General features: G+C 38.2%; 22 protein-coding genes. 16 read left to right on the top strand and 6 right to left on the bottom strand.

Features of this window, described 5'->3' with window-relative positions; genetic code table 11:
* The first annotated feature begins 41 nt into the window (after positions 1–41).
* The 16 genes from uvrB (at position 42) to V7S50_RS21060 (ending at position 16,422) form a co-directional block, all read left to right on the top strand.
* On the top strand, positions 42–2,018 hold the full coding sequence (uvrB, locus tag V7S50_RS21135) for an excinuclease ABC subunit B (RefSeq protein ID WP_063221785.1): 1,977 nt from the start codon (positions 42–44) through the stop codon (positions 2,016–2,018).
* Positions 2,019–2,023: 5 nt separating this feature from the next.
* A complete protein-coding gene (gene uvrA / locus V7S50_RS21130) occupies positions 2,024–4,900 on the top strand; it encodes an excinuclease ABC subunit UvrA (RefSeq protein ID WP_063221784.1) in 2,877 nt (958 codons plus the stop codon).
* Between the two features lie 59 nt (positions 4,901–4,959).
* Entirely contained in the window at positions 4,960–5,217 is a 258-nt protein-coding gene (locus V7S50_RS21125) for a DUF4275 family protein (RefSeq protein ID WP_242254872.1), read from the top strand.
* Positions 5,218–5,331: 114 nt separating this feature from the next.
* A complete protein-coding gene (locus tag V7S50_RS21120) occupies positions 5,332–5,712 on the top strand; it encodes a phage holin family protein (protein ID WP_001267308.1) in 381 nt (126 codons plus the stop codon).
* A 156-nt stretch (positions 5,713–5,868) separates the two neighbouring features.
* The gene (gene hprK, locus V7S50_RS21115) at positions 5,869–6,798 is read left to right on the top strand and encodes an HPr(Ser) kinase/phosphatase (RefSeq protein WP_060632856.1); all 930 of its coding nucleotides are present in this window, start codon (positions 5,869–5,871) and stop codon (positions 6,796–6,798) included.
* A 24-nt stretch (positions 6,799–6,822) separates the two neighbouring features.
* The gene (gene lgt / locus V7S50_RS21110; RefSeq protein ID WP_000924239.1) at positions 6,823–7,635 is read left to right on the top strand and encodes a prolipoprotein diacylglyceryl transferase; all 813 of its coding nucleotides are present in this window, start codon (positions 6,823–6,825) and stop codon (positions 7,633–7,635) included.
* A 67-nt stretch (positions 7,636–7,702) separates the two neighbouring features.
* Positions 7,703–8,353: a pyrophosphatase PpaX gene (gene ppaX, locus V7S50_RS21105; RefSeq protein ID WP_063221781.1), complete on the top strand. Its 651-nt coding sequence runs from the start codon at positions 7,703–7,705 to the stop codon at positions 8,351–8,353.
* Positions 8,354–8,387: 34 nt separating this feature from the next.
* Positions 8,388–8,894, top strand: a complete 507-nt coding sequence (locus tag V7S50_RS21100) for an acyltransferase (RefSeq protein ID WP_063221780.1) — start codon at positions 8,388–8,390, stop codon at positions 8,892–8,894.
* A gap of 145 nt (positions 8,895–9,039) precedes the next feature.
* Entirely contained in the window at positions 9,040–10,551 is a 1,512-nt protein-coding gene (locus V7S50_RS21095) for a tetratricopeptide repeat protein (RefSeq protein ID WP_252209184.1), read from the top strand.
* An 84-nt stretch (positions 10,552–10,635) separates the two neighbouring features.
* Positions 10,636–11,592, top strand: a complete 957-nt coding sequence (gene trxB / locus V7S50_RS21090; protein WP_063221778.1) for a thioredoxin-disulfide reductase — start codon at positions 10,636–10,638, stop codon at positions 11,590–11,592.
* A 165-nt stretch (positions 11,593–11,757) separates the two neighbouring features.
* Entirely contained in the window at positions 11,758–12,564 is an 807-nt protein-coding gene (locus V7S50_RS21085) for a DUF368 domain-containing protein (RefSeq protein ID WP_242254865.1), read from the top strand.
* Positions 12,565–12,792: 228 nt separating this feature from the next.
* Positions 12,793–13,251, top strand: coding sequence for an NUDIX hydrolase (locus V7S50_RS21080; RefSeq protein WP_001190080.1), 459 nt, complete (start codon positions 12,793–12,795; stop codon positions 13,249–13,251).
* Positions 13,252–13,271: 20 nt separating this feature from the next.
* Positions 13,272–14,153, top strand: a complete 882-nt coding sequence (gene rapZ / locus V7S50_RS21075) for an RNase adapter RapZ (RefSeq protein WP_000138465.1) — start codon at positions 13,272–13,274, stop codon at positions 14,151–14,153.
* Between the two features lie 3 nt (positions 14,154–14,156).
* The gene (locus V7S50_RS21070) at positions 14,157–15,110 is read left to right on the top strand and encodes a gluconeogenesis factor YvcK family protein (protein WP_060632850.1); all 954 of its coding nucleotides are present in this window, start codon (positions 14,157–14,159) and stop codon (positions 15,108–15,110) included.
* An 89-nt stretch (positions 15,111–15,199) separates the two neighbouring features.
* Entirely contained in the window at positions 15,200–16,150 is a 951-nt protein-coding gene (gene whiA / locus V7S50_RS21065; protein ID WP_000006561.1) for a DNA-binding protein WhiA, read from the top strand.
* A gap of 23 nt (positions 16,151–16,173) precedes the next feature.
* Positions 16,174–16,422, top strand: coding sequence for an HPr family phosphocarrier protein (locus tag V7S50_RS21060; protein ID WP_000250307.1), 249 nt, complete (start codon positions 16,174–16,176; stop codon positions 16,420–16,422).
* Between the two features lie 386 nt (positions 16,423–16,808).
* Here the strand turns inward: V7S50_RS21060 and clpP are convergent, their stop codons facing one another.
* The 6 genes from clpP to spoVAC all read right to left on the bottom strand — a co-directional run bounded on the left by clpP (position 16,809) and on the right by spoVAC (position 20,580).
* Positions 16,809–17,390 (bottom strand): ATP-dependent Clp endopeptidase proteolytic subunit ClpP, encoded by a 582-nt coding sequence (gene clpP / locus V7S50_RS21055; RefSeq protein ID WP_001049162.1) that lies wholly within the window; start codon positions 17,388–17,390, stop codon positions 16,809–16,811.
* 241 nt (positions 17,391–17,631) lie between these two features.
* Positions 17,632–18,501, bottom strand: a complete 870-nt coding sequence (locus tag V7S50_RS21050; protein ID WP_336376470.1) for a DUF421 domain-containing protein — start codon at positions 18,499–18,501, stop codon at positions 17,632–17,634.
* Positions 18,502–18,521: 20 nt separating this feature from the next.
* Positions 18,522–18,728 (bottom strand): DUF1657 domain-containing protein, encoded by a 207-nt coding sequence (locus tag V7S50_RS21045; protein WP_000215914.1) that lies wholly within the window; start codon positions 18,726–18,728, stop codon positions 18,522–18,524.
* Between the two features lie 11 nt (positions 18,729–18,739).
* Complete coding sequence (gene spoVAE, locus V7S50_RS21040) at positions 18,740–19,090, bottom strand: stage V sporulation protein AE (RefSeq protein ID WP_000575919.1); 351 nt, start codon at positions 19,088–19,090, stop codon at positions 18,740–18,742.
* Positions 19,087–20,103 carry a stage V sporulation protein AD gene (gene spoVAD / locus V7S50_RS21035; protein ID WP_063221773.1) on the bottom strand — a complete coding sequence of 339 codons (1,017 nt, stop codon included), beginning with the start codon at positions 20,101–20,103 and terminating at the stop codon, positions 19,087–19,089. Before spoVAD ends, spoVAE begins: the two co-directional genes overlap by 4 nt.
* Positions 20,104–20,580, bottom strand: coding sequence for a stage V sporulation protein AC (gene spoVAC, locus V7S50_RS21030; protein WP_000095399.1), 477 nt, complete (start codon positions 20,578–20,580; stop codon positions 20,104–20,106).
* Between the last annotated feature and the right edge of the window lie 2 nt (positions 20,581–20,582).

Raw genomic sequence — 20,582 nt, 5'->3', positions numbered from 1 at the left:
AAAATAATAATACAGATTTTTATGAGGAGGTCGGTTTTTCCTTGGAACATCAATTTGAAATTATCTCAGCGTATTCCCCGCAAGGTGATCAGCCGGTAGCTATAGAGAAGCTTGTAGAGGGAATTAATAGTGGAAAGAAAAAGCAAGTGTTGCTTGGTGCGACAGGAACGGGTAAGACATTTACAATTTCAAATGTCATTAAAGAAGTGCAGAAGCCAACACTTGTTATGGCTCATAATAAAACGTTAGCAGGGCAGTTATATAGTGAGTTGAAAGACTTTTTTCCGAATAATGCAGTTGAATATTTTGTTAGTTATTACGATTATTATCAGCCAGAAGCGTATGTGCCGCAAACAGATACTTTTATTGAAAAAGATGCGCAGATTAATGATGAAATTGATAAATTGCGTCACTCAGCAACGTCTGCATTATTTGAACGGGATGATGTAATTATCGTTGCAAGTGTTTCGTGTATATATGGTTTAGGTTCTCCAGAAGAATACCGCGAGTTAGTTGTTTCACTTCGAGTTGGTATGGAAAAGGACCGCAATCAATTGCTTCGTGAACTAGTTGATGTGCAGTATGGACGTAATGATATTGATTTCAAGCGTGGTACATTCCGTGTGCGCGGAGATGTAGTTGAAATCTTCCCAGCATCACTTGATGAGCATTGTATTCGAATTGAGTTTTTCGGCGATGAAATCGATCGTATTCGCGAAGTAAATGCGTTAACAGGTGAAGTATTAGCAGAACGTGATCATGTAGCAATCTTCCCAGCATCTCACTTCGTTACACGTGAAGAAAAGATGAAGGTCGCTATTGAAAATATAGAAAAAGAATTAGAAGAACGTTTAAAGGAATTAAATGATAATGGCAAGTTGTTAGAAGCGCAGCGTATAGAGCAACGTACACGTTATGATTTAGAAATGATGCGCGAGATGGGCTTTTGTTCAGGGATTGAAAACTATTCCCGCCATTTAACACTTCGTCCAGCCGGTGCAACGCCGTATACGTTATTAGACTATTTCCCGAAAGATTTCTTAATCGTTATGGATGAGTCGCACGTATCAGTGCCACAAGTAAGAGCGATGTATAACGGGGACCAAGCACGTAAGCAAGTGCTTGTGGATCATGGATTCCGTCTGCCATCAGCTTTAGATAATAGACCGCTCACATTTGATGAGTTTGAAGAGAAAACAAATCAAGTTATTTACGTTTCAGCAACGCCAGGACCGTATGAGTTAGAGCAGTCGCCAGAAGTAATAGAACAAATTATTCGTCCAACAGGGCTTTTAGATCCACCAATCGATATACGACCAATTGAAGGGCAAATTGACGATTTATTAGGAGAGATTCAAGATCGCATTGCAAAAAATGAACGTGTATTGATTACGACTTTAACGAAAAAAATGTCAGAGGATTTAACGGATTACTTAAAAGATGTAGGAATTAAAGTGAACTATCTTCACTCTGAAATTAAAACATTAGAACGTATTGAAATTATCCGTGACCTTCGCCTTGGTAAGTTTGATGTACTTGTCGGTATTAACTTATTACGGGAAGGATTAGATATTCCAGAAGTATCACTTGTAGCTATTTTAGATGCTGATAAGGAAGGGTTCTTGCGTTCAGAGCGTTCATTAATTCAAACAATTGGTCGTGCGGCACGTAATGAAAACGGCCGCGTTATTATGTACGCAGATCGTATAACAAGATCGATGGGAATTGCGATTGAAGAAACGCAACGTCGTCGTACTATACAAGAAGCTTACAATGAAGAGCATGGTATTACGCCGAAAACGATTCAAAAAGGCGTGCGTGATGTAATCCGTGCAACGACAGCTGCTGAAGAGCCGGAAACATATGAAGCAACGCCAGCTAAGAAGATGACGAAAAAAGAGCGTGAAAAGACAATTGCGAAGATGGAAGCAGAAATGAAAGAGGCAGCAAAAGCGTTAGACTTCGAGCGTGCAGCTGAATTAAGAGATTTATTATTAGAATTAAAAGCGGAAGGGTGAAAAGAGTGAGTAAGAGCAAGGATTTTATTGTTGTAAAAGGTGCTAGAGCACATAACTTAAAAAATATAGATGTAACCATTCCGAGAAATCAGCTTGTCGTTGTAACGGGATTGTCTGGTTCGGGGAAATCATCATTAGCATTTGATACGATTTATGCAGAAGGACAGCGCAGATACGTAGAATCGTTATCTGCGTATGCACGCCAGTTTTTAGGGCAAATGGATAAACCGGATGTAGATACGATTGAAGGATTATCACCAGCGATTTCGATTGATCAAAAAACGACGAGTCGTAATCCGCGTTCAACTGTTGGAACGGTAACCGAGATTTATGATTATTTACGTTTATTATTTGCGCGAATTGGCACGCCAATTTGTCCGAATCATGGCATTGAAATTACGTCACAAACAGTAGAGCAGATGGTAGACCGTGTACTTGAATATCCTGAACGTACGAAATTACAAGTGTTAGCTCCTATCGTTTCTGGGCGTAAAGGCGCGCACGTGAAAGTGCTGGAAGATATTAAGAAGCAAGGTTATGTTCGTGTACGTGTTGATGGGGAAATGCTTGATGTATCAGAAGATATTGCGTTAGATAAAAACAAAAAGCATTCCATTGAAGTTGTAATTGATCGTATTGTTGTAAAAGAAGGGATCGCAAGCCGTCTTGCTGATTCACTTGAAAGTGCATTAAAGCTTGGTGGGGGCCGCGTGTTAATCGATGTTATGGGAGAAGAGGAACTTCTATTTAGTGAACATCATGCTTGTCCGCATTGTGGTTTTTCAATTGGAGAATTAGAGCCGCGTATGTTCTCATTCAATAGTCCATTCGGGGCATGTCCGTCTTGTGATGGACTTGGCTCAAAACTAGAGGTGGATTTAGAACTTGTTATTCCGAACTGGGATTTATCATTAAATGAGCATGCGATTGCGCCTTGGGAACCGACAAGTTCACAATATTACCCACAGCTTTTACAGTCTGTCTGTAATCATTACGGCGTTGATATGGATATGCCTGTGAAAGATATACCGAAAGATTTATTTGATAAAGTGTTGTACGGAAGCGGTGAAGAGAAAGTTTACTTCCGCTATGTAAATGAATTTGGTCAAGTAAAGGAAAATGAGATTTTATTTGAAGGTGTTATCCCAAATATTGAACGTCGCTATCGTGAAACGAGTTCTGATTATATCCGCGAGCAAATGGAAAAGTATATGGCAGAACAAGCTTGTCCGAAGTGTAAAGGTGGACGTTTGAAACCTGAGAGTTTAGCTGTTTTCGTTGGTGACAAAACAATTGCTGATGTAACGAAGTATTCTGTTCAAGAAGTACAGGAATTCTTCTCAAATGTAGAGCTAACGGAGAAACAACAAAAAATTGCTCATTTAATTTTAAGAGAAATTCAGGAGCGCGTTGGGTTCTTAGTGAACGTTGGTTTAGATTATTTAACGTTAAGTCGTGCCGCAGGAACTTTATCAGGTGGTGAGGCGCAACGCATTCGTTTGGCGACGCAAATTGGTTCTCGTCTTACTGGCGTACTTTATATTCTTGATGAGCCTTCTATCGGTTTACACCAGCGTGATAACGATCGTCTTATTCGTACATTGCAAGAAATGCGCGATTTAGGCAATACGTTAATCGTCGTTGAACATGATGAAGATACGATGATGGCAGCTGACTATTTACTTGATATCGGACCTGGTGCAGGTATTCACGGTGGACAAGTCGTATCAGCAGGGACACCAGCTGAAGTGATGCAAGATGAGAATTCATTAACAGGGAAGTATTTAAGCGGTAAAGAGTTTATTCCGGTTCCACTTGAAAGACGTAAAGGTGACGGACGTAAAGTGGAAATTGTCGGTGCAAAAGAGAATAACTTAAAGAACGCGAAAATGTCATTCCCACTTGGTACGTTTGTAGCGGTAACGGGTGTGTCTGGTTCCGGTAAAAGTACGATGATTAATGAAGTACTATATAAATCGTTAGCGCAAAAGTTATATAAAGCGAAAGCGAAGCCAGGTACGCATAAAGAAATTAAAGGTCTTGAGAACTTAGATAAAGTAATCGATATTGATCAATCACCAATCGGTCGTACACCACGTTCTAATCCAGCGACGTATACAGGTGTATTTGATGATATTCGTGATGTGTTTGCGCAAACGAATGAAGCGAAAGTGCGCGGATATCAAAAAGGACGTTTCAGCTTTAACGTAAAAGGTGGACGTTGTGAAGCGTGCCGTGGTGATGGAATTATTAAAATCGAAATGCACTTCTTACCAGACGTATACGTTCCGTGTGAAGTTTGTCATGGTAAACGTTACAACCGTGAAACGTTAGAAGTGAAGTATAAAGATAAGAACATTTCTGAAGTGTTAGGGATGACAATTGAAGATGGAGTAGAGTTCTTCGCTAATATCCCAAAAATTAAGCGTAAACTTCAAACACTTGTAGATGTTGGGCTTGGTTATATGAAATTAGGGCAACCAGCTACGACGTTATCTGGTGGTGAAGCACAGCGTGTGAAATTAGCTTCTGAATTACACCGTCGTTCTACAGGGCGTACGCTATACATTTTAGATGAGCCAACGACTGGTTTACATGCGCATGATATCGCACGTCTTCTAGAAGTGTTGCAACGTCTTGTTGAGAGCGGTGAGACGGTACTTGTAATTGAACATAATTTAGATGTGATAAAAACAGCTGATTATATCGTTGACCTTGGACCAGAAGGCGGGGACAAAGGTGGACAAATCGTTGCTTCCGGAACGCCAGAGCAAGTAGTGAAAGAAGAGCGCTCGTATACAGGTAAGTATTTAAAAGACATTTTAGTTCGTGATAAAGCAAGGATGAAAGCAAAAATAAAAGAAGTAGAGTTATCACAATAAGTGTATGAATAAAAACCGAGTGGAAATGACACTCGGTTTTTATTGTATAGGGGGAGACGATGGAGTTTTTAGATGTGTTGCGAAAGAAAAGTATGAAGGTAAGAGAGTTCCAAAGGTGGGGTGTATATTTTCGGAAACGCTGTGATGATGTACTAATAATAAAAGATGCGAGTTTATTAAGTATGGATGATATATTACGTGAAACAGATGATATGTATAAAGGCGATATTTATATTGTAGATAAAGATTTCACTTGGACTTTTGTGAAAACGCATGAGCATAGATGGTGTGGGCCTTATTTCACAAGGAAATGTTAGTAGGTATACAAGCATGAAGAGTAGAATAAGTTGGTATAAGTGTTTGCATGATACTTGCGTTTATTATCTATTAGCGTATGATGAAATATATATGTTTAAAGGATGTGTAAGAAAATGAGATGGATTGTATCACTTCTTGTAAATAGCGTTGTGTTAATCGCTGTATCGGGACTTTTAAAAGGGATTGCACCAGACGCGTTTTACGTAGCAAATATACAAACTGCAATTATTGCGAGTATTATTTTGGCTGTTTTAAATGTGTTCGTAAAACCGTTTTTAATTTTAATTACGCTACCAATTACAGTTGTAACTTTCGGGTTCTTCTTAATTGTTATTAATGCGATTACGTTAAAAATAGCAGATTCATTATTAGGAGATGCATTTAATATATCAGGTTTCGGTGTAGCGATTGTTGCGGCAATTTGTATTTCAATTTTTAATATGATTATTGAAAAGGCAATTGTGGAACCGTTATATGAAAAAAAGAGAAAATGACAAAAAGAAAAACATTTCATGATGTGTATGAAATGTTTTTTTCTATTTATTAGAAACCGTATTTCTTGTTTCCAGAAAAAAATGGTACAATATCGGGTAGAATGGAATTTTACATCAAACGAGACTGAACCCGCAGCGGAGTGGAGGTTTATACATATGCCGAAAGTAAGGACAAAAGATTTAATTGAACAATTTCAATTGGAGTTAATAAGTGGTGAAGATGGAATTCATCGTCCGATTGATACAAGTGATTTATCAAGACCTGGAATTGAAATGGCAGGATTTTTCACATACTATCCAGCTGATCGCGTACAGCTTCTTGGAAAGACGGAGCTTACGTTCTTTGACACGTTAACGTCAGAGCAAAAACAAGAGAGAATGAAAGCGCTTTGTACCGAGGAGACGCCATGTATTATTATAACTCGTAATCAAGATGTACCAGATGAGTTACTGCAAGCATCACGTGAATCCGGCATGCCTTTATTACGTTCTTCTCAAACGACAACAAGATTATCAAGTCGTTTAACAAACTATTTAGAAGGTAAGTTAGCGCCAACAACTGCTGTTCATGGTGTGTTAGTAGATATTTACGGCGTTGGTGTTTTAATTACAGGTCAAAGTGGTGTCGGTAAAAGTGAGACAGCTCTTGAACTTGTGAAGCGTGGTCACCGCCTTGTTGCGGATGATAGTGTAGAAATTCGTCAAGAAGATGAAGACACATTAGTAGGAAGCTCACCAGATTTAATTGAGCATTTATTAGAAATTCGTGGTCTAGGTATCATTAACGTTATGACGTTATTTGGTGCAGGGGCAGTGCGAAATTATAAGCGTATTACACTTGTTATTAATCTTGAAATTTGGGATCAAAAGAAAAATTATGATCGCTTAGGTCTTGATGAAGAGAAGATGAAGATTATTGATACAGAACTAACGAAGATTACACTTCCAGTTCGTCCTGGTCGAAACTTGGCTGTTATTATTGAAGTAGCAGCGATGAACTTCCGTTTAAAACGTATGGGAGTCAATGCAGCACAGCAGTTCTCAGAACGATTAATGAGTGCGATTGAGTTAGGAAATCAGGAGTAAACTTTGGAGAGGGAGGTCATACATATGCTGTTAGGTTCTGTACCGCAGCTTGACCGCGTAGCTGTCCAACTTGGGCCGTTTCCTGTTTATTGGTACGGGATTATTATCGGTACAGGTGTGCTATTAGGTCTTTGGCTAGCAACTCGCGAGGGAGAAAGGCTAGGTATTCCAAAAGATACATTTGTTGACCTTGTATTAATTGCGGTACCGATCGCTATTCTATTTGCGAGAATGTACTATGTTATTTTTGAATGGGAATATTACGCGCAAAACCCGAGTCAAATTATTAATATTCGTCAAGGTGGCTTGGCGATTCATGGTGGTTTAATCGGGGCTGTTATTACAGGAATTCTTTTTGCGAAACGCCGCGGGGTTTCATTCTGGAAGTTGGCTGATATTGCTGCGCCAAGTATTTTACTAGGACAAGCAATTGGCCGATGGGGAAACTTTATGAACCAAGAGGCACATGGTGATGAAGTAACGAGACAGTTTTTAGAAGGTCTTCATTTACCGGATTTCATTATTAATCAAATGTATATTGATGGTGTGTACTACCACCCGACATTTTTATATGAATCATTATGGAATTTCGCGGGAGTAATTCTATTACTTGCATTACGAAAAGTGAATTTACGCCGCGGGGAACTATTCTTCACATATTTAATTTGGTATTCAGTAGGACGCTTCTTCGTAGAAGGGTTACGTACAGATAGTTTAATGCTAGGACCACTTCGTATTGCACAAGTGATGTCAATTGGACTTGTTGTTATTTCTATTATTTTCATTATTGTGAGGCGAAAAATGGGGCAAGCTGATAAAAGATATTCGGAAAATTAGAGAAAAGTAGCATCTTATTATAAGATGCTGCTTCTTTCATATTCAGGAAAGAGAAAGGACTAAGGCAATGAAAATAAATACAGTGTTATTTGATTTAGATGGAACGTTAATTAATACAAATGAACTTATTATTTCTTCTTTTTTACATACTTTAAATACATATTATCCAGATCAATATAAGCGTGAAGATGTATTGCCATTTATCGGTCCATCTTTACATGATACTTTTAGTAAGATTGATGAAAGCAAGGTTGAAGAGTTAATTACAAGCTATCGTCAATTTAACCATGATCATCATGATGAATTAGTAGAAGAATATGAAACTGTATATGAAACAGTTCAAGAATTAAAGAAACAAGGTTATAAAGTTGGTATTGTTACAACGAAAGCGCGACAAACCGTTGAGATGGGATTAAAGTTATCAAAGCTTGATGAGTTCTTTGATGTTGTCGTAACAATTGACGATGTAGAGCATGTGAAACCACATCCAGAGCCACTTCAAAAAGCGCTTGAGTTATTAGATGCGAAACCAGAAGAGGCATTGATGGTTGGGGATAATCATCATGATATTGTTGGTGGACAAAATGCGGGTACGAAAACAGCTGCGGTTTCATGGACATTGAAAGGTAGAGCGTATTTAGAGGCTTATAAACCGGACTTTATGTTAGATAAAATGAGTGATTTACTACCGATTTTGTCTGATATGAATCGCTCGTAAAGTTTTACTTTGTATAAGTAGAGGAGAGAGTTCAGTGCGACGGACAACGCGCTATCCTGTTTCAGGAGAAAATTCATTATGGAATGTGTATAAAACAGTGTCTTTTTGGAAGGTAATGAAAAACTTTATTATTATCCAAATCGCACGCTACACACCATTTTTATCTGTGAAGAATTGGCTGTATCGTACGTTTTTACGGATGAAAGTAGGAAAGAAAACATCATTTGCGCTTATGGTAATGCCAGATATTATGTTCCCGGAAAAGATAGTTGTGGGAGAAAATTCGATTATCGGCTATAATACAACGCTTTTAGCACATGAATATTTAATTCGCGAATATCGACTTGGGGAAATCATCATAGGAAACGAAGTGATGATTGGAGCAAATACGACTATATTACCAGGTGTGAAAATTGGGGATGGCGCGATTGTTTCAGCTGGCACACTGGTTCATAGAGATGTACCAAGTGGTGCTTTCGTAGGTGGAAATCCAATGCGTGTTATTTATACAAAAGAAGAAATGGATGCTAGAGAAGGTTGATACTAAAAATGTAACATTTCTCTTCTTTTTTAATGAATAAAAAGGAAATAATTGAGTATAATATACTGTTTTGTTTTTTACGGAATCGTTTATACTTATAGATAGAAGAATGTGTGAACGAAGAAAACAAAAAACTGGAGGATATATGGGGAAAAATCAAAGAATATATAAGGAGAACGGACAAGTTATCTCTTTTAATCAATTATCGGACTTCTTTTATAAAAAAGGGATGAGGGCTTACAAAGGGCAGAAATTGCAAGATGCAATTAAATATTTTCGAAGAGCGGCACAAAGTGAGAAGGAGCCGTTTATTTTATGCCAATTAGCAACAGTATTATCTGAGGCTGGTGAATATCAAGAGTCAAATCAAACCTTCTTTAAGCTTGTTAGATCTAATCCAGAACTTGAACAGTGTTATTATTTTATTGCAAATAATTATGCATATATGGGGCTATTTCAGCAGGCGAAGAAGTATGCGGATCGCTATTTAGAAGTTGCAGAAGAGAAGGAATTCGTAGAAGATACATTAGAATTACTTGAGATCATGGAAGAAGAAGCGATGGGTGCCGAAGAGATTGAGGATGAAGATGATTTAATTGTTATGCAGGAAGAAGCGAATCGTTATATTCGCAACGGACAATTGGAAGAAGCAATTGCTACATTAGAAATTGTTACGAAAGATTATCCGGAATTTTGGTCGGGGCATAATAATTTAGCCATTGCGCATTTTCAATCTGGTAATGTAGATAAGGCGCTGAAGTTAACTGAAATGATTTTAGAGAAAAATCCAGGTAATATACATGCGCTTTGTAATACGCTTATTTTTCTATATTCAATTGGAGAGCATAAACAAGTAGAGGCATTAGCTGCGCAGTTAGTTTCGGTATATCCGATTTCGTTTGAACATCGTTTGAAACTTGGAACGACACTTGCAACAATTGGTCATTTCGAGCCTGCATATAAATGGTTTAAATTATTAAAGCGTCAAGGATATGAGGGAGACGTTAGTTTTTATTATTGGTTTGCATATTCTGCGTATATGGTGAAAGATCAGCAAGTAGCTGAAAAAATGTGGCAACATGTTGTAGAATTGCACCCTGATAAAAAGGGAAAAGAACCGTGGAATGCATTGAATTTAGCGGATGAAGGACAAAACGTGTTATTTGAAGAATTACGAAAATCATTTCAGCAAAGTGCGACGCTAGAGGAACAAATGCTAGCTTTATATTTAATGAATGAATTGTCAACGCCAGAGAAGGTGGGATTCTTCTTTGATGTAACGCAGGTGAAGAACGGTGTTCCAATCGTATCGCAACTTGCAAAGTATTTCTTTTTACTTAATAGCCATAAGAGCATTCCAGCTGATTTACAGCAATTTGAACAGTGCGCACGAATCGCGGATGCGTTATACAATTATACGAAAAAAGATGATGAATTAATCGAAGAGTGTTTACAATTTTGGTTTTGTACGTTCATACGCTTATATACATCTGGGGCGGTTTTTACAAATGTATACGGGTGGTCAGCTGCGGTTGAATATATCGTACGCAGCGAACAAGGAAATAAGATGACACAGTCAGAGCTCGGAGATGTATATAATGTATCTGTAGCGACTGTTCGAAAGTATGTGCAAGCTGTTAAGCGTACGCACACATAAGTAAGCAAATCATTGGGAAAAAAATGATGCTAACAGTATAATGAGGGTAACTTAATTGTGTAGGAATGAATAGGAGTGAATAGTGTGTCAGAAGAAAAAATTTATGATGTCATTATTATTGGTGCAGGACCAGCTGGTATGACAGCTGCAGTATATACATCTCGTGCGAATTTAAGCACATTAATGCTTGAGCGTGGTATTCCAGGTGGACAAATGGCGAACACAGAAGATGTAGAAAACTACCCAGGTTATGAGTCAATTTTAGGACCAGACTTATCAAATAAAATGTTCGAGCATGCGAAGAAATTTGGTGCTGAATATGCATATGGTGATGTGAAAGCAGTCATCGATGGTAAAGAGTACAAAACAATTATTGCTGGTAAAAAAGAGTATAAAACACGTGCAATTATCGTTGCAAGTGGTGCAGAGTATAAAAAAATCGGTGTACCAGGTGAAACAGAACTTGGCGGCCGTGGTGTATCATACTGTGCGGTATGTGATGGTGCATTCTTTAAAGAGAAAGAACTTGTTGTTATTGGGGGCGGAGACTCTGCTGTTGAAGAGGGTGTGTTCTTAACACGCTTCGCATCAAAAGTAACAATCGTTCACCGTCGTGATACTCTTCGTGCACAGAAAATTTTACAAGATCGTGCTTTCCAAAACGAGAAAGTAGATTTCATTTGGAATCACACTATTAAAGAAATTAACGAAGCGAATGGTAAAGTAGGAAGCGTAACGCTTGTAGACGTAAACAGTGGAGAAGAGAAAGAAGTCAAAACTGATGGCGTTTTCGTATATATCGGTATGTTACCACTATCAAAACCGTTTGTTGAGTTAGGTATTACAAATGAAAATGGTTACGTTGAAACGAACGAGCGTATGGAAACGAAAGTTCCTGGTATTTTCGCAGCTGGTGATGTTCGCGAAAAAATGCTTCGTCAAATTGTAACTGCAACAGGTGACGGTAGTATTGCAGCGCAAAGCGCACAACATTACGTAGAAGAGTTATTAGAAGAACTAAAAACTGTATCAGAAAAATAAGGGATGCTATACTTTTTGAGAAGAAAGCTACATATAAGAGCTTTCTTCTTTTTTTGTGTGAAAATGTCAAAGTTTTGTCAAAAAATATTGAGATTATAAGCTTTCTTATTGATATACTGGACTTTACGGAAAAAATCACTATAAGAAATGAGGAATTTATTCAGTATGGAATGGCGTAATATATATCGTGGATTTTGTATGGGCGTTAGTGATTTAATTCCTGGTGTGAGCGGCGGTACAATCGCTGTTGTGTTAGGGATTTATGAACAATTGCTTGCGGCAATTAGTGGATTCTTTAGTCGTGAATGGAAAAAACATTTAGGATTTTTAATTCCTCTTGCAGCTGGTGTGGCAGCAGCGTTTTTAACGTTAAGTCACGTTATTAAATATTTACTTGCAAATCATTATGAACCGACTCAATTTTTCTTCCTCGGTTTAATTATTAGTATATTACCGATGTTAATGAGGGAAGCTGATGCAAAGGCATCATTTAAAGGTAAGCACATTGTTTTATTAATAGTTGCAGCAATTCTTGTTGCGATCACAGCTTTCTTTAAACCAGATAAGGCAGCAGATCCAATTACGACGTTAACAATTTTAAATGCAATTGGTTTATTTTTCGCAGGATGGATGGCTAGTATGGCTATGTTGCTTCCTGGAATTAGCGGATCATTTATTTTATTAATTATTGGTGTGTATCCGACAGCAATTAACGCTTTAACTACACTGAACTTACCTTTAATCGCAGTTATCGGTGCTGGTGTTATGGTAGGGTTCGTTGTAAGTAGTAAAGGAATTAGTTTCTTATTAGATCGTTATAAAAGTATGACATTTGCGGCAATTATTGGACTTGTTATCGGCTCGATTGTAATTGTGTTCCCTGGTATTCCAAATGGAGGATTTTCAATTATAAGTTCAATTATTACCTTTATTTTAGGATTTGCGATTGTTACTTATTTCGGTAAGAAATAAAGGCTTTAATCCCCTTGGCGATAAAAATCGTTAAGGGGATTTTTCATGCTATTCATTGGAATTCTAAGCATTTACATTGCTTGTTATAGAAAGCTTTTTTAAAATTGTTGAGTAGCGTGTGCTTAGCGAAAGAGGACTGGCTCCTTCGTTGTAGCAAACTGTTTTTGATAGTATAATGAAATGAGTATGCAGTGAAAAATTTGCTGCAAGTAGCTGAGGTGAAGAAACATGCAAAGAGTGACAAACTGTGTGTTAATTAGAGATAATGAAGTACTCTTACTCCAAAAACCTCGCCGGAATTGGTGGGTTGCACCAGGCGGGAAAATGGAGCGTGGTGAGACTGTAAGAGATTCCGTTGTTCGCGAGTATCGTGAAGAGACAGGGATTTATTTAAAGAACCCAGCGTTAAAGGGGGTCTTCACCTTTGTCATCCAAGAAGGTGATAAAGTTGTTTCTGAATGGATGATGTTCTCCTTTTTAGCGACAGATTTTGCAGGAGAAAACAAACTAGAGAGCGAAGAAGGCATCATTGGTTGGCATACATTTGATAAAATTGATGATTTAGCAATGGCACCAGGAGATTATCACATTATTGATTATTTAATTAAAGGAAATGGCATAATCTACGGTACATTTGTATATACCCCAGATTTTGAGTTGCTTTCATACCGATTAGATCCGAGTTAAACCGTCAAGGAGAGGATACGATGACAGAGAATAATGATATAAAAATGGTAATTATTACAGGAATGTCTGGAGCTGGAAAGACAGTAGCTTTACAAAGTTTTGAAGATTTAGGATATTTCTGTGTAGATAATTTACCACCGATGTTATTGCCAAAGTTTATTGAGCTTATGGCGGATTCAAAAGGGAAAATGAATAAAGTAGCACTTGGCGTTGATTTACGTGGCCGAGAGTTTTTCGAACATTTATGGGGAGCGCTTGATGATTTATCAGAACGTACATGGATTATTCCTCATATTTTATTCTTAGATGCGAAGGATAGCACGCTTGTGACTCGTTATAAAGAAACGAGACGTTCGCATCCACTTGCACCAACTGGTTTGCCGTTAAAGGGAATTGAGATGGAGCGTAGCTTATTAACTGATATGAAGGCGCGAGCGAATATTGTGCTTGATACATCGGATTTAAAACCGAAAGAATTACGTGAAAAAATTGTTCATCTGTTTTCAACTGAAACGGAGCAAGCATTTCGTGTAAATGTTATGTCATTTGGATTTAAGTACGGCATTCCAATTGATGCAGATTTAGTATTTGATGTTCGTTTTTTACCAAATCCATATTACATTCCACATATGAAGCCATTAACAGGACTAGATGAGGAAGTTTCATCGTATGTACTGAAATTTAATGAGACGCATAAGTTTTTAGAGAAATTGACGGATCTTATCACTTTCATGCTGCCTCATTATAAAAGAGAAGGCAAGAGTCAACTTGTAATAGCAATTGGATGTACAGGTGGACAGCATCGTTCTGTTACGCTTACAGAATACCTTGGGAAACATTTGAAACCAGAGTATAGTGTTCATGTATCTCATCGTGATGTGGAGAAGAGAAAGGGCCATTAAGGGATGAAAAAAGAGAGAAAACCTAAAATTGTTATCATGGGAGGCGGAACTGGACTTTCTGTTTTGTTACGAGGATTAAAACAGTATCCTGTTGATATTACAGCAGTTGTTACAATCGCTGATGATGGTGGCAGTTCAGGTAGATTACGTGATGAGCTAGAAATTCCACCCCCAGGTGATATTCGTAACGTACTTGTTGCGTTATCAGATGTAGAGCCACTGGTGGAAGCTTTATTTCAGCATCGCTTCACAACGGGAGATGGGCTGAAAGGTCATGCGTTAGGTAATTTATTATTGGCGGGTATGACCTCGATTACAGGAGATTTCTTCCATGCGATTACTGAAACGAGTAAAGTGTTGAACGTCAGAGGACGTGTGTTACCGGCAGCGAACCAAAGTGCAGTATTGCATGCGGAACTAGAAGATGGAGAAATTGTAACAGGTGAATCAAAAATTCCTTATTTCGGGAAGAAGATTAACCGTGTCTTTTTAACTCCAGAAGATGTAGAACCGTTACATGAAACGTTGGCTGAGATTAAACGAGCTGATTTACTTGTTTTTGGTCCAGGAAGTTTGTATACGAGTATATTACCGAATTTAGTTGTTAACAAAATCGGGGACGCTGTTCTTGCTGCAAAAGCGAAGAAGGTATATGTATGTAATGTTATGACGCAAGCTGGTGAAACGATGGGATATACTGCGTTTGACCATGTGCAGGCGTTACATGATCATTTAGGTAAACCATTTATCGATACTGCAATTGTAAATAACCGTGATATTCCTTGTGAATTACGTCAATTATATGAGGAAGAAATGTCGGCGCCAGTTGTAGTAGATGAAGAGCGTTTTATCGAAAACAATATTGATGTCATTCAAGATCAATTAGCGAAGTATGATGATCGTGTTGTAAGGCACGATACATTAAAGTTAGCTTCCATTTTATATTCACTGTTGTAGATGTGCGTTGCCTCGTTTGAGGTAACGCTCATCCTTTCATATAGGACAAGATTTTTGTTCCACAATAATCGTATAAGGAGGTGTTGACTGTGTCATTTGCATCAGAAACAAAGAAAGAGTTGACGAATCTTGAGATGAAGGAATGCTGTGAGAAAGCAGAACTATCAGCGTTACTTCGAATGAACGGATCGCTTTCTTTTTCAAATCGTCGTCTATCTATCGATATTCAAACGGAAAATGCGGCAATTGCAAGAAGGATTTATACGCTTTTGAAAAAAGGATATGACGTGACGGTAGAATTACTTGTTCGTAAAAAAATGCGATTGAAGAAAAATAATGTATATATCGTAAGGCTTGTTGAGAAGTCTCGCGAAATATTAGCCGATCTTCATATCGTTCGAGATGACTTTTCATTTATTCGAAATATATCACAAGAATTGATTGAGAAGAAATGTTGTAAACGATCGTATTTACGCGGTGCATTTTTAGCAGGTGGTTCAGTAAATAACCCAGAAACATCATCTTATCATTTAGAGATCTTTTCGTTATATAAGGAACATAATGATGCTATATGTGAACTGATGAACGGATTTGATTTAAATAGTAAGACATTGGAAAGAAGAAAAGGGTATATTACGTATTTGAAAGAAGCAGAAAAAATTACAGAGTTTTTAAATATTATAGGAGCTCATAATGCACTTTTAAGATTTGAAGACATTCGAATTGTACGTGATATGCGTAATTCTGTAAATCGTTTAGTGAACTGCGAAACAGCTAATTTAAATAAAACAATTGGTGCAGCGCTAAGGCAGATTGAAAATATCCGCTATATTGATGAGACGGTTGGTCTTGATATATTGCCAGATAAACTACGAGAAATTGCGCAACTAAGAAGAGATTATCAAGATGTAACATTGAAAGAGTTAGGTGAGATGGTATCCGGGGGCAAAATTAGTAAATCGGGTATTAATCATCGTTTGCGTAAAATCGATGATATTGCAGAGAAATTACGCGCGGGGGAAACGGTAGCAAAAAAATAAGAGGTTAAAGGGGAAATGGAGCTGTGGTTCAAAAAAGAGTTCAGGTTTCATTAAAAAACGGTTTACAAGCACGTCCGGCTGCGTTGTTTGTACAAGAGGCAAATCGCTTTCATGCGGATATCTTCATCGAGAAAGATGGAAAGACAGTAAATGCAAAGAGCATAATGGGGATTATGAGCTTAGCAATTGGAACTGGTAGCATGATAACAATTACAACAGAAGGTTCAGATGCAGAAGAGGCTTTAGAAGCATTAGCTGCATATGTACAATAAAAAGCTATCGCGTATATGCGATAGCTTTTTTGTTTTTGATGTTTGTTGGTGGAGGTATGTGGGGGGGAGTGCTTGTCGAGGATTGTCGGTAAGTCGATAAGTTGTGTCGAAACGTCGATATATTAAAATAATCGCCGATATAATTGGAGTTACGTTCGATATATTTGAAAAATTGCTGATATATTTAGGTGAATACTAGGTGGGGTATATTCGTACGGAGGCCAATACATAAAAAAGCGCCCTGTAATAGGGCGCTTTTTTATGTATCTAGCTCCAGCGGCTAGAATCTCCAGTTGTTTAGCTTTTACATCCGAGGCGCTTTTTGCCTCGAATGTAAAAGCTCCAACACCCTGCGATTCTAAACGAGCCGCTTCCGCTTTTAAGTATTAACGATTTGTAAAGATCTTATCGATTAAACCGTATTCTAAAGCTTTTTCTGCTGTCATGAAGTTGTCGCGGTCTGTGTCGCGTTGTAGTACTTCAAGAGGTTGACCTGTGCGGTCAGCAAGAATTTGGTTTAGTTTTTCACGTAAGAATAGGATACGTTTTGCAGCGATTTCGATTTCAGTCGCTTGACCTTGTGCTCCGCCAAGTGGTTGGTGAATCATTACTTCACTGTTTGGAAGTGCATAACGTTTTCCTTTTTCACCTGCTGCAAGTAAGAATGCACCCATAGATGCAGCCATACCAATACAGATTGTTGATACTTGTGGTTTAATAAATTGCATTGTATCGTAAATTGCCATACCTGCTGTGATAGAACCACCAGGGCTGTTGATGTAGATGTGAATATCTTTTTCTGGATCTTGAGATTCCAAGAATAAAAGCTGGGAAACGATTGAGTTAGCTACGTTGTCATCAATTGCACTACCAAGCATAATGATGCGGTCTTTTAATAGTCGAGAGTAAATATCGTAAGCGCGTTCTCCACGATTTGTTTGTTCAATTACTGTAGGAATTAAATTCATCTGTTATTTCCTCCTTCTAAAGCTTTCTTAGTCTTATAATACAATTATGGTCAATAAAGGTCAAACGAAACCACTTTAAATCAAAAAAATATGTAGTTGTACCATGAATTATTCGCTATGTTTTTGAAATTCCCTGCTTATGTATCTTCAACATCATAACCGAATTACATAAATTTAAACGTTATGAAACCTGTAGAAAAAAAGAAAAGAACGCCTTTTTACTGAAGCGTTCTTTCGAGAGTTATTCTTTTAAAAGATAGGTTACTTTATTTAAAATCTTATCGATTTGTTTCGCGTTTTTACTATACATTTCGCTTGCTGATTTTGACTTTGTTTCTAAGGAAAATAGTTCAAGATCAGCATGACATTTTTTTAAAGATGCTAATAATAAAGGTTTGTTTTGAGGAGAAGGCATTTGTAGTTTGTCATTATAAATGTCGATAGTAAGTTGTCCGTATGAATCCACTTGACCGAGAAAGACATTTTCAATAACAACACCGAGCTTTTCTAGTTCGGAATGCAACCAAGCGCGGTTATGCCCGCTTGCTGAAAGAGGTTCATCTAGTACATTGCCATCCATAATAACAGTTTGCGGTTCTTTTTCATTCGGCACTTTTAAACCGAGATCTTTTGCAGTAAGTGGTTGAGAATCTTTCTTTAATAATACATTTAATTCTCCGCTTGGTTCTAAGACAGCAAATTCGACTTCAGCTATACTGAATGCACCATTTCCTCTAAGAAGTTCAAGTAACTCATCACTTGTATATTTTTCTTGTTTTAAATTATCCTCAAGTATTTTGCCATCTTTTATTAACACTGTAGACTTCCCTTCAAAAAAATCTCTAGCAGTTTTGTTTTTTAGGGAGAGAATTCCGACAAAAAAGGGTACTGAGGCGAAAATAAGTATGGCAAAAACACCATGGAAAAACTTTTGATCAAGCCCTGTAGCTATTTGAGCGGCGATATCACCGATTGTCATTCCTGCTATGTATTCAAAAAAGGAAAGTTGGGAGATTTGCCTTTTTCCTAAGCATTTTGTAATAGTGAATAAAATGATTAATATGAATACAGAGCGAAGAATGACCAGTGTCCATTCCGGCAGGTGAGACATAGTCATTTCCTCCAGTCTACTTAAAACCCTTTATATTGAGGTTCTTCACGTTCTAATACGGAAACTCTATTTTGTAAATCAGCGATGATGCTGTCCATTTCTAACATACATTCATGAAATACGCGTTTTGCTTCATCGTCTGTAGAATTTAGCGAAAGGGAGCTTAAGCTTGCTTGAGCTCCTCTTACACTAGCAAGGCAGGTTTTTACGCTAGCGATAACAGTCATACAAACACCTCTTATCCTTTCGGTTTGAATAGCAATGCTCCGATGAAGCCGAAAATAATAGCTGCTGACACACCGGCGCTCGTTACTTTAAACATGCCAGTAATAACGCCAACGATGCCATGTTTTGCAGCTTCTTCCATTGCACCGTGAACAAGGGCATTACCGAAGCTTGTAATAGGTACGGTTGCCCCAGCTCCAGCGAAGTCAATTAATGGTTCATACAAATTGAATCCATCTAATATAGCTCCGGCAACAACGAGTGTTGCCATTGTATGAGCTGGTGTTAGCTTGCCGACATCAAACATAAGTTGCCCGATTACACATATGAGTCCACCAATGACGAAAGCCCAGAAAAAAATCATTGCATTGCACCTCCAAATTCAATCGAAACGGCATGAGCGATACACGGAATCGTTTCTTCTTGTTGGAATGTAAGTGGAGATAGCAAGGCGCCTGTCGCAACGACAAGTATTTTTTTAAACTCTCCTCTTTTCATTCGGTTTAATAAGTGACCGTATACGACTGTTGCAGAGCATCCTGGTCCGCTAGCACCAGCGATAACAGGTTGCCCTTCTCTATAAATGAGTAACCCACAATCTTGAAACTGTTCGCTCGTTACTTTTGTTCCGTGTTTATGTAGTAAGTCATAAGCGATTTCGCGACCGACATGTCCGAGGTCGCCTGTTACGATTAAATCGTAGTAAGAGGCATCAATTTGGCGTTCGCGTAAATGGGCTTCAATTGTATCAACGGCAGCTGGAGCCATTGCACCTCCCATATTAAAAGGATCCGTTAATCCCATATCAACCACTCGTCCGATTGTGGCAGATGTTACCCTAGGACCGTGTCCCGTATCGCTTAAAATAGCGGCTCCTGCTCCGGTTACTGTCCACTGCGCGGTAGGTGGTTTTTGCCCGCCATATTCGGTAGGATAGCGGAACTGTTTTTCCACAGCTGTATTATGGCTTGATGCACCGGTTAATAAATATTTTGCGCCTTTTGCATTTACGATACTTGCTCCAAGTGCTAAACCTTCCATAGAAGTAGAACAAGCGCCGAATAGTCCGAGATAAGGAGTGCCCAGTGTACGGCAAGCAAAGCTTGTAGGGGTAATTTGATTAATTAAATCGCCTGCGAGTACAAATTGAATATCATCTTTACGAAGTTTTGCTTTTTCAGTAGCGCGACTACAAGCCTCTTCGAACAAAATTTTATGTGCTTTTTCATAGGAATCTTGTCCGAGCCATAAATCTTCATGGAGGGTATCGAAGTCTTCTGGAATTTTTCCTTTAGCTTCAAACGGCCCGCCAACGACTCCCGTCGAAATAATAACTGGTTTGTTTTCAAATACCCATGTTCGGTGTCCTTGTAACATTTATAGCCCTCCCCATTGAACGAGAATCGTTTTAATAAGTGCGATGACGAAAGCGGAAAATACACCAAATAAAATAACAGAACCAGCTAATTTAAACATGTTACCGCCAACACCGAGGACAAAACCTTCCGTTCGGTGTTCGATACATGCGGCAATAACAGAGTTACCAAATCCAGTGACAGGTACAGCTGTGCCTGCTCCGGCAAACTGTCCAAAACGATCATATATACCAAATCCAGTTAGTAACATGGAGATGAAAATAAGAGTTGCGACTGTTGGATTTCCCGCTGAGCGTTCAGTGAAATCAAAATATGTGATATAAAATGTAGAAATGAGTTGTCCGATGAAGCAAATAAAACCACCGACGAAAAAGGCTTTTATACAATTTTTCAAGACAGGGCGCTTCGGTTCTCGTTCTTGTTCGAATTTTTTATACTCCTGTTGCACAGGGGTTAAGTTTTTATCTTTACTAGACATTG

The sequence above is a fragment of the Bacillus sp. CCNWLW194 genome, from assembly GCF_037120585.1.
GTDB lineage: Bacteria > Bacillota > Bacilli > Bacillales > Bacillaceae_G > Bacillus_A > Bacillus_A basilensis.
Note: the sequence above shows the minus strand (reverse complement) of the source record. Positions and strands in the feature narration are given on the sequence as shown.